This is a genomic window from Intrasporangium sp. (assembly GCF_039812505.1).
GTDB lineage: Bacteria > Actinomycetota > Actinomycetes > Actinomycetales > Dermatophilaceae > Intrasporangium_A.
Genome location: NZ_JBDIAQ010000123.1, coordinates 1 through 10,594, shown reverse-complemented (window position 1 = coordinate 10,594; position 10,594 = coordinate 1). Strand labels below are relative to the sequence as shown.

The 10,594-nt window shown below is 73.9% G+C and carries 12 protein-coding genes; 7 read left to right on the top strand and 5 right to left on the bottom strand.

Features of this window, described 5'->3' with window-relative positions; all coding sequences use genetic code 11:
* The first annotated feature begins 221 nt into the window (after nucleotides 1-221).
* Nucleotides 222-683, top strand: a complete 462-nt coding sequence (locus tag WMI84_RS13990; RefSeq protein ID WP_347354180.1) for an SRPBCC family protein — start codon at nucleotides 222-224, stop codon at nucleotides 681-683.
* Between the two features lie 45 nt (nucleotides 684-728).
* On the opposite strand, the gene WMI84_RS13985 is transcribed toward WMI84_RS13990, so the two are convergent.
* The 3 genes from WMI84_RS13985 to WMI84_RS13975 all read right to left on the bottom strand — a co-directional run bounded on the left by WMI84_RS13985 (nucleotide 729) and on the right by WMI84_RS13975 (nucleotide 4,586).
* Entirely contained in the window at nucleotides 729-2,693 is a 1,965-nt protein-coding gene (locus WMI84_RS13985; protein ID WP_347354178.1) for a M13-type metalloendopeptidase, read from the bottom strand.
* Nucleotides 2,694-2,847: 154 nt separating this feature from the next.
* Nucleotides 2,848-3,309 carry a hypothetical protein gene (locus tag WMI84_RS13980; RefSeq protein ID WP_347354176.1) on the bottom strand — a complete coding sequence of 154 codons (462 nt, stop codon included), beginning with the start codon at nucleotides 3,307-3,309 and terminating at the stop codon, nucleotides 2,848-2,850.
* Nucleotides 3,306-4,586, bottom strand: coding sequence for a PspC domain-containing protein (locus WMI84_RS13975; RefSeq protein ID WP_347354174.1), 1,281 nt, complete (start codon nucleotides 4,584-4,586; stop codon nucleotides 3,306-3,308). Before WMI84_RS13975 ends, WMI84_RS13980 begins: the two co-directional genes overlap by 4 nt.
* A gap of 124 nt (nucleotides 4,587-4,710) precedes the next feature.
* Here WMI84_RS13975 and WMI84_RS13970 point away from each other — a divergent pair, with 124 nt between their 5' ends.
* The 4 genes from WMI84_RS13970 to WMI84_RS13955 are packed head-to-tail and all read left to right on the top strand — an operon-like array spanning nucleotide 4,711 to nucleotide 8,559.
* Nucleotides 4,711-6,246 (top strand): PspC domain-containing protein, encoded by a 1,536-nt coding sequence (locus tag WMI84_RS13970; RefSeq protein WP_347354172.1) that lies wholly within the window; start codon nucleotides 4,711-4,713, stop codon nucleotides 6,244-6,246.
* Entirely contained in the window at nucleotides 6,243-6,938 is a 696-nt protein-coding gene (locus tag WMI84_RS13965) for a response regulator transcription factor (RefSeq protein ID WP_347354170.1), read from the top strand. Before WMI84_RS13970 ends, WMI84_RS13965 begins: the two co-directional genes overlap by 4 nt.
* A gap of 57 nt (nucleotides 6,939-6,995) precedes the next feature.
* Complete coding sequence (locus tag WMI84_RS13960; protein WP_347354168.1) at nucleotides 6,996-7,826, top strand: alpha/beta fold hydrolase; 831 nt, start codon at nucleotides 6,996-6,998, stop codon at nucleotides 7,824-7,826.
* 16 nt (nucleotides 7,827-7,842) lie between these two features.
* Complete coding sequence (locus tag WMI84_RS13955) at nucleotides 7,843-8,559, top strand: CbiX/SirB N-terminal domain-containing protein (RefSeq protein WP_347354166.1); 717 nt, start codon at nucleotides 7,843-7,845, stop codon at nucleotides 8,557-8,559.
* Here the strand turns inward: WMI84_RS13955 and WMI84_RS13950 are convergent.
* Nucleotides 8,510-8,875: a CrcB family protein gene (locus tag WMI84_RS13950; RefSeq protein ID WP_347354165.1), complete on the bottom strand. Its 366-nt coding sequence runs from the start codon at nucleotides 8,873-8,875 to the stop codon at nucleotides 8,510-8,512. The two genes, WMI84_RS13955 and WMI84_RS13950, sit on opposite strands and share 50 nt — an antisense overlap.
* Nucleotides 8,872-9,237 carry a CrcB family protein gene (locus tag WMI84_RS13945; protein WP_347354163.1) on the bottom strand — a complete coding sequence of 122 codons (366 nt, stop codon included), beginning with the start codon at nucleotides 9,235-9,237 and terminating at the stop codon, nucleotides 8,872-8,874. Before WMI84_RS13945 ends, WMI84_RS13950 begins: the two co-directional genes overlap by 4 nt.
* Before the next feature lie 126 nt (nucleotides 9,238-9,363).
* On the opposite strand from WMI84_RS13945, the gene WMI84_RS13940 reads away from it, so the two are divergent.
* Both WMI84_RS13940 and WMI84_RS13935 read left to right on the top strand, forming a co-directional pair.
* Nucleotides 9,364-10,035, top strand: coding sequence for a YigZ family protein (locus WMI84_RS13940; RefSeq protein WP_347354161.1), 672 nt, complete (start codon nucleotides 9,364-9,366; stop codon nucleotides 10,033-10,035).
* The coding region (locus WMI84_RS13935) for an HhH-GPD-type base excision DNA repair protein (protein WP_347354159.1) at nucleotides 10,032-10,594 on the top strand (563 nt) is incomplete at its 3' end. The genes WMI84_RS13940 and WMI84_RS13935, both read left to right, overlap by 4 nt.

Below are 10,594 nucleotides of genomic sequence, written 5' to 3'. Positions count from 1 at the left end.
CAGGTCGCGCAGCACCTGCCAGCGGATGGCCGGATCGCCGCCGAGCAGCCATGCGCGGACCGTCGTGACGTCGTCCACCGGTGTCCCCTTCCGGCTGGCCCACTGCACCGGGCGTCCCGCATCGCGGGCAGACCCTGGCGCCCACTCCGTCGGTGGGCGCACAGACCAGCGTATGCCGCCGAGCGGGCCAGAGCACCGCTCCCGGCCATAGGGTGTCCCGCATGGCCAAGGAGTTCCGTGTCAGCCGTTCGGTCGAGATCGCGGCACCGCCGGACCGCATCCTCCCGCTGCTGACAGACCTGCACGAGTGGCGAGGCTGGTCCCCGTGGGAGGACCTGGACCCGAACATGGAGCGCACCTACCAGGGACCGGCGCGCGGGGTCGGTGCGATCTACGGCTGGCGCGGCAACGGCAAGGCCGGCTCGGGACGGATGGAGATCCTCGAGGTGTCCGACACGCACGTCGGCATCGACCTGCTCTTCCAGTCGCCGATGCAGGCCCACAACCGCATCGACTTCACCCTCGTCCCCCACGGCGACCGGACGCAGGTCGAGTGGCTGATGACCGGCCCGCAGAACCTGGTCATGCGCCTGATGAGCCGGTTCTGGTCGACGGAGAAGATGGTCGCGCCCGACTTCGAACGTGGCCTGCAGCAGCTCCGACGCGCCGTCGAGGCGCCCTGACCGGCCGACACGGGCCGAGCAAGGCACCGCGCCCGCCGGCCGAGCTCAGAAGATCCCCACACGCTCCTCCTCGGCCAGCCAGAGGCCGTCGCCGCGGGTCACCCCGAACGCCTCGTGGAACTCCGTGACGTTGCGCACGGCGTTGCCGCGGAACTCCTGCGGCGAGTGCGGGTCGATGGCGAGCAACCGGACCGCCTCCTCGGGGCGGGCCTTGCCCTTCCACACCTGGGCCCAGCCGATGAAGAACCGCTGGGGGCCACTGAACCCGTCCAGCTCCGGCATCCCGGACTGCGCGGACGCGATCCGGTAGGCGGAATACCCGATCTGCAGCCCGCCGAGGTCGCCGATGTTCTCACCGACCGTCAGCGCCCCGTTGACGTGGTGCGAGTCGTCCAGCCCGTGCGGCACGTACGTGTCGAACTGGGCGATCAGCCGCTGGGCCAGCGTGTCGAAGCGCTGCCGGTCCTGCTCGGTCCACCAGTCGCGCAGGGCCCCGGTGCCGTCGTAGCGCGAGCCCTGGTCGTCGAAACCGTGGCCCAGCTCGTGCCCGATGACGGCCCCGATGCCGCCGTAGTTGACCGCGTCGTCGGCCTCGAGGTCGAAGAACGGCGGCTGCAGGATGGCGGCCGGGAAGACGATCTCGTTCATCGACGGCAGGTAGTAGGCGTTGACCGTCTGGGGCAGCATGAACCACTCCCCCCGGTCGATCGGTCGGCCGAGCTTGGCGAGGTTGCGATCCACCTCGAAGGCCCCCGCGCGGCAGACGTTGCCGACCAGGTCCGTGGGCGAGACGACGATCGAGGAGTAGTCGCGCCACCGGTCCGGGTAGCCGATCTTCGGGGTGAACCGGTCGAGCTTCGCGATCGCCTCCGCCCGCGTCTGCGGGCCCATCCAGTCGAGCGAGGCGAACGAGCGCCGGAACGCCTCCACCAGGTTGGCGACCAGCTGCTGCATCCGCTCCTTCGCCTCGGGCGGGAACCACCTGGCGGCGTACAGTCGGCCGACCGCCTCGCCGAGGGCCTCCTCGACGACGGCGACCCCACGCTTCCAGCGCTCCTTGTTCTCCGGCTGGCCCGACAGGGTGCGCCCGTAGAAGTCGAAGTCCTCGGCTACGAGCGCCTCGGGCAGCAGGGGCGCCAGCTCGGTGATGACGTGCCAGGTCAGCCACGCCCGCCAGTCGTCGAGCTCGACCTCGGGCAGCGCACCGCTGAGGGCCGCGACGAAGCTCGGCTGGCGCACGATCACCTTGGCCAGGGCGTCGCCCGGCCCCTCGAGCGCCGACAGCCAGGAGCCCCAGGGGTACTCGGGAGCGAGCTGCTCGAGCTCGGCGCGGGTCGTGGCGTTGTAGGTCTTGAGCGCGTCCCGGTTGGTGACCTTGTCCCAGTGCGCCCCGGCCAGGCGCGTCTCGAGCGCCATGACCCTCGTCGCCTTCTCGTCGGCAGCGGGGACGCCGGCCAGGCCGAGCATCCGCCCGACGTGGGCGACGTACTTCTCCCGGATCTCGGCGTACTTCTCCTCCCGGTAGAACGACTCGTCCGGCAGCCCCAACCCGCCCTGCTCGAGATAGACGACGTACTCCTCCGGCGAGCGCTCGTCCGGGGCGACGAAGTGCCGCACGAGGCCGTCCACCCCCGCCCGGCGCAGCCGCCCCAGGGCAGTGCCGAACGCGTCGACCGAGTCGATCGCGGCGACCTCGCCCAGCAACGGCTGCAGCGGCGCCAGGCCGAGCTCCTCCACCCGGTCGGTGTCCATGAAGCTCGCGTACAGGTCACCGACCTGCCGGCTGGGCGAGCCCGTCTCGGCCGAGGTGTCGCCTGCTGCCTCCTCGATGATGTCGCGCACCCGCCGCATCGACTCCTCGCGCAGGATGTCGAAGGTTCCGAAGCGGGCCCGGTCCCCCGGGATCTCGGTCGTCTCGAGCCAGCTGCCGTTGACGAACCGGAAGAGGTCGTCCTGCGGGCGGACCGACCGGTCGAGGTTGGGCAGGTCGATACCGGACTTCAGCGTCACGTGAGTTCTCCTGTCGGATGGACTCCCCCGAGCCTAACGAGGAGAGCCGACACCGGGCCGCCAAGATCCGCAGCGGTCCTGCCGGCCACCCGAGGCAGACGTATGCCGCCCGGCCGGCGAGCTGGGCGGCATACCGTGTGCTGCGGCTGTCCGGTCAGCGGCGCCGCCCGAGCAGGACCCCGGTGACCCCCACCAGCACGAGAAGCACGCCGAGCCCGCCGACGAGCACGGGGCCCGTCCGGGTCAGGTCGACCTGGGCGCCGGTGAGGTTCGTGACGAGCACGTAGGCGGCCACGACGAGGGTGAGCAGCCCGAGCACGACGGTGCCGGGCCGAGGGCCCTTCTGGATGGTCACCAGCGGTGGCCGGTAGGGGGTCGGCTCGGGCTGGCGGGTCGCCGGGTCGGGTGCGGGCGGCCCGGCCGGGGCGACCGGCTCGGGGACCACCACGTCGTCGGGCACCGGCTGGGCCGGCTCGACCCGGAACGGCGGCTCGGGGATCGCCCGGGTCGGGTCGCCGAGCACCGTGGTGTCGTCGGGCTGCTCGTGCTTCTCGTTCATCGTCCTGTCCATCGGGTCGTGGTCGGGTGGGGTCGCCTTGTGGGTGTGCTCACTCATGGCGTGCTCGCCGTCGAGATGTTGACCTGGCCCAGGCCGACCTCGGCGAAGACCTCGATCTCGGGGGCACCCTTGTCGCCGAACCGCACGGTTCGGGTCCACCCGGTGCCGTCGTAGGTGTACTGCGAGCCGCTCCGCGCGTCGCCGTCGACCTCGGACACCCCGGAGGCACGCAGCTCCCCCGCCCTGGCGGTGGCGTGCACGACGACGTTCACACCCTTGGGGACGACGAGGTCGAGCTGGCCGAGACCCACGGCGGCGTGGACGACATCCGGCATTGCCGGGGTCGACGTGTAGTCGGCCCCCGCCAGGTCGACACCAAGGTTACCGATACCGAGCTCGAAGCGGTCGCCGACCGCCAGGCTGGTGACGGTGTGAGTCTGGTCACCGATCTCGAACGGCACGTTCAGGCCGGACGGCACGACCAGCGTCATCAGGCTCGCCACGGTCCCGAAGATCGCGAACGGCGCGAGCCACCCCGACCGGCGCCCGGCCAGGCCCGCTGTCACGAGCCCGAGCCCGAGCGTGCCGAGCGCGGCCGCGAGCGCGGTGCCGACGTGGTTGCCGCCCCAGCCGGCCGTGCTCGCGATGGTGTGGACGGCCACGCCGACGACGGTCGCCAGGCCGAGGATCAACAGCCCGGCCGCGAAGCCGATGCCCCGCACGCGGACCACCGGCACGGGGTATGCCGCCGAGCCCGCCGCCGCTGCGGTAGCCGGCGCCGGCGCGTGGCCGGGTGACGTGAAGCTCGCCCCGGCTGCCGCTGCGGCATTGCCGGTGGAGACCCCTCCCGGCACGGCGGACGGGTCCTGCGGGGGCGCGTCCGGACGGTTGTCCAGCAGGTCGCGTCCTGGACGGGTCTGGGTCAGGAACCACCAGCCGGCCGCGACGAGGACGGCGAGCCCGACGGCGCGGAAGCTGTTCATGTCGCCGTTCCACCAGGGACCGCCGCCGACCAGTGACATCCCGGTGATGACCATCAGGAAGATCGACCCGCCGTCGCCGTACTTGAGGGCGGCCTCGATCGGCAGCTTGCCCTTCTCGTCGGGCATGAGCAGCCAGCACACCAGGTAGAGGGCGACGCCCATCCCGAAGAACAGCCCGAACAGGATGAACGCGCCCCGCACGACCAGGGGGTCCACACCCAGCCGGCGGGCCAGGCCGGCCGCGACCCCGGCGAACCAGCGTCCGTCGCTGGCGCGGGTGATGCCCGGCCGACGCAGCGCCTCGTAGAAGCCGTCGAGGCCGTGGGCCTGGGAGGGGGTCTTCTTGCTCATGGCACCAGCGTGGCGGGCGCCGGTCCGACCAGCCATGAGGGTCGTCCCTGAACCGACCCTGACCGGACCCCCAAACCGGCCGGCGGTGGTCGTCAGCACGCTGCAAGTGGGCGAGGATGGACACATGGACCCGGCACAGCACCCTGCGATCGCGGCGCCCGCCGTGCCACCGCAGCCGCCGGACGTGGCGCCTGCCGTGCCCTCGGCGGGGCCGCCGGTCGTGTCCTCGGCGGGGCCGCCGGTCGAGCCCCCCGGCGAGCCCTCGGCGGGACCGGGCGCACCCCTCGAGTCGCCGGCGCCCACCGCACCGGTCTCCCCTGCTCGGCACCCGACGCGCCCGCCGCTGGTGCGGGCCCGCTCCGGCCGGATGGTCGGCGGCGTCGCGCGCGGCCTGGCCGACCACCTCGGCGTGCCGGTCAAGGCCGTCCGGGTCGTCTTCGTGCTCACGTCGGTGCCGTTCCTGGCCGGGGTGACCGTCTACGTCTTCCTCTGGGCCACGATGCGCCGGGCCCCGGACGACTCGGGACCGGACGCGGCCCGGGCTTCCGGGGAGGGCGACTCCGCGACTCAGGGCCTGTCCCCCGGGGCCCTGCGGGACTGGCTGCGCAGCGGCAACCAGGCCGTCCTGCTCACCGTCCTGGGCGTGGTCGTGATCGCGGTGGCCGGTGCGATGTCCGTCAGCAGCGCCGGGATCGACGTCCACCCCGAGGTCGTGCTGCCGCTGGTCGCGATCGGGATCGGGGCCGTCTTCTTCTGGTCGCAGCTCGACGACTCCGACGCGACGGGCTCGCACCGCCCGGTCCGGTGGGTCTGGCTGGTCGTGGGACTGGGGCTGGTCACGCTCGGGCTGGTCGGGCTGCTGGCCCGCGGCACCCGTCCCAGCGACCTGTGGCAGGTCGCCGGGGCCGTGCTGGCGGCCCTGATCGGCCTCGCGGTGCTCGCGGTGCCCTGGGTGCTGCGGCTGTGGAGCAACCTGCGCGAGGAGCAGGCGGCCCGGATCCGGGCCACCGAGCGGGCCGACATCGCTGCCCACCTGCACGACTCCGTGCTGCAGACCCTGGCCCTGATCCAGCGCCAGTCCCACGACGCCGGCATGGTCGCCCGGCTGGCCCGGGCCCAGGAGCGCCAGCTGCGGTCCTACCTCTACGACGAGGACGCCCGGGCCGGCACGCTCGGCGCCGCGCTGACCGCCGCCCTCGACGAGGTCGAGGACCTGCACGGCGTCCCGGTCGAGCTCGTCGTCACCGGGGACCGGCCCATGGACGAGCACCTCGAGGCGCTCGTCAAGGCGGTCCGCGAGGCGGCCTGGAACGCCGTGCGCCACGCGAGCCCGCCCGTGACGGCATACGTCGAGGTGGGCCCCAAGACGGTCGAGGCGTTCGTGCGCGACCGTGGTGCCGGGTTCGACCTCGACGACGTCGCCGACGACCGCGCCGGTGTGCGCGAGTCGATCATCGGCCGGATGGAGCGGCACGGGGGCACCGCGCGGATCCGGCGGCGCAGCGACGGGACCGAGATCGAGCTGTGCCTGCCGGTGGAGCCCGGCGAACCGGACCCGTCGGCCGCCGGGGCCTCGGGCCAGGCCCGCGAGAAGCAGCGGCGGCGCCAGCCCCCGACCACCCCCGACCCCGGCGCCCAGCCACAGGAGCAGTCCGCATGAGCCAGGACCAGGCGATCCGCATCGTCATCGTCGACGACCATCACATGTTCCGCACCGGGGTGCGGGCCGAGCTGACGGGACTGGCCGGCACGGCGCCCGTCCGGCTCGAGATCGTCGGCGAGGCCGGGGCCGTGGAGTCCGCCGTATCGGTCATCGGCCAGCAGCGGCCCGACGTGGTCCTGCTCGACGTCCACCTGCCCGGCGGTGACGGCCACGGCGGCGCCGACGTCATCCGCGGCTGCGTCGGCCTCGAGAGCGAGCACGGCGGGCCGGTGCGCTTCCTGGCCCTGTCGGTCTCCGACGCGGCCGAGGACGTGATCGCCGTGATCCGGGCGGGCGCCCGCGGCTACGTGACCAAGACGATCAGTGCCGCGGAGCTGCTCACCGCGATCGGGCGGGTCGCCGAGGGCGACGCGGTCTTCAGCCCGCGCCTGGCCGGCTTCGTCCTCGACGCGTTCGGGGCCGCGGCCGGCGAGGTCGCCGAGATCGACGAGGAGCTCGACCGGCTCTCGGCCCGGGAGCGCGAGGTGATGCGCCTGATCGCCCGGGGCTACCAGTACAAGGAGGTCGCCAAGGAGCTGTTCATCTCGGTCAAGACCGTCGAGACCCACGTCTCGTCGGTGCTGCGCAAGCTGCAGCTGTCCTCGCGCCACGAGCTGACCGCCTGGGCGATGGGCCGCCGGATCCTCTGACCTCCCCGTCGCGCGCTGCCGAGGTACACCGACCCCGGCCCCCGCTACGCTGCCCCGATGACCACCACGCGTGTCACCGGCCCGCTCCACACGAGGTCGGTGGGGACGGCCGGGCCCCACGTCGCGTTCCTGCACGGCCTGTTCGGGCAGGGGCGCAACTGGAACCAGATCGCCAAGGGGGTGTCCGGCGCCCGGCACGACGACGCCCAGTGCCTGCTCGTCGACCTGCCCGACCACGGGCGGTCACCGCGCACCCCGCAGTTCTCCTACGAGGGCTATGCCGACTCGGTCGCCGCCACGCTGGGTGACACGGCCCCGGCGGAGACCTGGGCACTGGTCGGGCACTCGCTCGGCGGCAAGGTGGCGATGCTCGTCGCCCTGCTGCACCCCGACCTGGTCGAGCGCCTCGTCGTGGTCGACATCGCCCCGAAGAGCTACGGCAGCCTGGACCGGTTCGCGGGGTACATCGACGAGATGCGCCGGCTGCCCCTGCGCGAGCTGACCAGCCGGGCCGACGCCGAGGAGCGGTTCCACGAGTCCGACCCGGGGGTCAAGGCCTTCCTGCTGCAGAACCTGCGGCGCGACGGCGACTCGTGGCGCTGGCAGGCCAACCTCGACCTGTTCGCCGCCGACGCCGCACGGGGCAGCGCGTCGCGGATCGCGGGCTGGCCGGCCGTCGCCGACAAGGTGGCGCCCTTCGCCGGCCCGGTCCTGTGGATCGCGGGCGGGGCCTCGCCCTACATCCGAGCGGAGGACACCGAGGGGATGCGTCGCCTGTTCCCCGCGGTGGAGCTGCTGACCGTCGAGGGCGCGACCCACTGGGTGCACACCGAGGCGCCGGCGGTCGTCATCGACGCACTGCGCCGCTTCGTCGGCGCCGACGCCTGACCACCGGGTCGTCCTGGTGGAGCCGGTCCTCGTCGCGTGCTCGCACGGCACCGCCGCACCCTCGGGACAGGCCGCCGTCCGGGGCCTGGTCGACGCGGTCGCCCGCCGCCGGCCGGACCTGCAGGTGTGCTCGGCCCACGTCGACGTCCAGCAACCGAGCCCGGCCGAGGTGCTCGCGCGACTCGGCGGCCGACCGGCCCGCCTCGTGCCGCTGCTGCTGTCGGCCGGGTACCACGTGTTCGTGGACCTGACCGACGCCGCGGCCGGCGTCCCCGGTGCCACCGTCGCCCCCGCCCTCGGGCCCGACCGCCGGCTCGCCGAGCTCATGCGAGCACGCTTGGGCCGCAGGCTGCCTCGTCGCGACGAGACGGTCGTCCTGGCCGCGGCCGGCTCCTCGAACGACTCCGCGACCGCCGACTGCGACACCGCCGCCACCCACCTGGGCGCGCTGCTGGGCAGACGGGTGACGGCGGCATACCTCTCGGCCGGTCGGCCGAGGCTGACCGACGTGGTGGCGGACGAGCACGCCGCCGGCCGGAGCGTGCTCGTGGTGACCTACCTGCTCGCGCCCGGCCACTTCGCGGACCGCGCGGCGGGCTGCGGCGCCGAGCACGTCACCCCGCCGCTGCTGCTCGCGGGGGAACCGGCCCCGGAGGCGCTGGTGGACATCGTCCTCGAGCGGTTCAGCCGGCCATGGCGTATGCCGCCCAGCTCGCCCCCAGCCCGAGCGTGACGTTGAGCGCGACGTTGCCCACCGCACCGACGGTGTCGCCGTCGCGCACGAGCAGGGCGGTGTCGCGGCTGAGGTCGGCGACCGTCGACAGGGCACCGCAGAGCCCGCCGACGAGCACGAAGAACCACACCGCGTCCATCCGGTCGCGGGTGGCCACGGCCACCCCGGCGAGTGCGCACGCGACGACGTTGGCGACCAGCACCCCGAGCGGTATCCGCCGGCCGGCGAGCCGCTCGACGAGCCAGCCCCGGGCCACCGCGGACAGGGCGCCCACCACCACGGCGAGCCCCCAGGCCCACGGGGGGACGTCGGTCATGCCTCGGCCTCGGGCTCGTCGGGGGTCAGGAGCCGGCCGAGGAGGACGCCGGCCAGGGCGGCGGCCAGGCCGAGCAGCACGCTCGTGACCAGACCGATCCACGCCTGCGCGGTCCCGGTGCCGTCGACGAACGCGGCGGTCAGGACCGCGAACGAGGTCAGCGCCCCCAGCCCGCCCGTCATGACGAAGTCGCGTTGCGCGGGGCGCAGCCGCAGCTGGCTGGCCAGACCGAGCAGGAACGCGCCCAGGATGTTGACGGCCGTCATGCGCGCGTCCCAGCCCTGCCCGGTGTCACCCTGGGTGAGCAGCAGCCGCAGCAGGGTCCCGGCCGCTCCACCGAGGGCAGCAGGGACGAGGCGCATGCGACCAGTTTCAGCGGCCGGGGTCACGGGTTGGGGACCGTACCGTCACGGCTTGGTTGCGACCGTCGCGTGGACGCGCCGGGCCGCGACGGCGGGTAGCGGGCCCGCGCACGCGATAATCCTGTCGTGGACGAGGCGACGGGGCACCGCGAGGGCGGGTCACCGGCCTCCTACCTGACGCCGGCCGGGCCGGCCCGGGCCGAGACGGTCGTCAAGCGGTCGCGGTTCGTCTGCGACCTCGAGCCGGTCGGCACCGAGGAGGCGGCGCGGGCCGCGATCGAGCGGGTCCGGGCGGGGTCGCGCGAGGCCGGCCACCACTGCACCGCGTTCGTGCTCGGGCCGGGCGGCGCCGTGCAGCGCAGCAACGACGACGGGGAGCCCTCCGGCACGGCCGGCCTGCCGATGCTCGAGGCGCTGCGCAGCGCGGGCGTGACAAACGTCGTCGCGGTCGTGACCAGATGGTTCGGCGGCGTGCTGCTCGGGACGGGAGGCCTGGCCCGGGCCTACGGCGACGCGGTGCGCACCGCCCTTGCGACCGTGACGATCGCGCGCCACGAGCTGAGCGTCATTCTCGAGGCGACGGTGCCGCACGCCGAGGGGCCGCGGATCGAGCACGCCCTGCGCGGCCGCGGCGGGCTGGGCACGGTGGCGGTGGACTACACGACGAAGGCGGTCACGATCCGGGTGGCGGTCTCTCCGGACGGGGTGCCCGCGGCGGAAGCGCTGCTCGCCGAGCTCACCGGCGGGCGGGCCCGGTTCGAGCCCACCGGCCGCGCATGGGTCAGGATTGGACCATGAGCCTGCACCTCGCTTCGACCGATGCCGGCAACGCGCTGCTCGCGCGCGACCCGCTCGCCCTCGTGCTCGCGTTGATGCTCGACCAGCAGGTCCCGATGGAGAAGGCGTTCACCTCGCCCAGCGTGCTGGCCGAGCGGCTGGGTGTGCCGCGGCTCGACGCTGCGGCGATCGCGGCGATGCCGCCGGACGAGCTGGTCGAGGTGTTCCGTACGCCTCCGGCGCTGCACCGCTTCCCGGGCGCGATGGCGGGGCGGGCGCAGCAGCTGTGCCAGCGGGTCGTCGACGACTGGGGCGGCGACGCGGCGAACCTGTGGGCCGGTGTCGGGTCCGGTGCCGAGCTCGTTCGCCGGCTCGAGGCCCTGCCGGGCTTCGGCCCGCAGAAGGCACGGATCTTCACGGCGCTGCTGGCCAAGCAGCTGGGCGTGCGACCCGACGGGTGGCAGGAGGCGGCCGGCGAGTACGGCCAGGACGGCTTCCGCTCGGTCGCCGACATCGTCGACGAGGCGTCCAAGGCCAAGGTGCGCGAGTACAAGAAGGCGACGAAGGCGCGGGCCAAGGC

Bases quoted from the DNA above. Each gene is read 5' to 3' on its own strand.
- WMI84_RS13945 (WP_347354163.1), bottom strand. From the start codon at position 9,237: ATGCGCCTCGTCCCTGCTGCCCTCGGTGGAGCGGCCGGGACCCTGCTG.
- WMI84_RS13965 (WP_347354170.1), top strand. From the start codon at position 6,243: ATGAGCCAGGACCAGGCGATCCGCATCGTCATCGTCGACGACCATCAC.
- WMI84_RS13960 (WP_347354168.1), top strand. From the start codon at position 6,996: ATGACCACCACGCGTGTCACCGGCCCGCTCCACACGAGGTCGGTGGGG.
- WMI84_RS13950 (WP_347354165.1), bottom strand. From the start codon at position 8,875: ATGACCGACGTCCCCCCGTGGGCCTGGGGGCTCGCCGTGGTGGTGGGC.
- WMI84_RS13980 (WP_347354176.1), bottom strand. From the start codon at position 3,309: ATGAGTGAGCACACCCACAAGGCGACCCCACCCGACCACGACCCGATG.
- WMI84_RS13975 (WP_347354174.1), bottom strand. From the start codon at position 4,586: ATGAGCAAGAAGACCCCCTCCCAGGCCCACGGCCTCGACGGCTTCTAC.
- WMI84_RS13970 (WP_347354172.1), top strand. From the start codon at position 4,711: ATGGACCCGGCACAGCACCCTGCGATCGCGGCGCCCGCCGTGCCACCG.
- WMI84_RS13990 (WP_347354180.1), top strand. From the start codon at position 222: ATGGCCAAGGAGTTCCGTGTCAGCCGTTCGGTCGAGATCGCGGCACCG.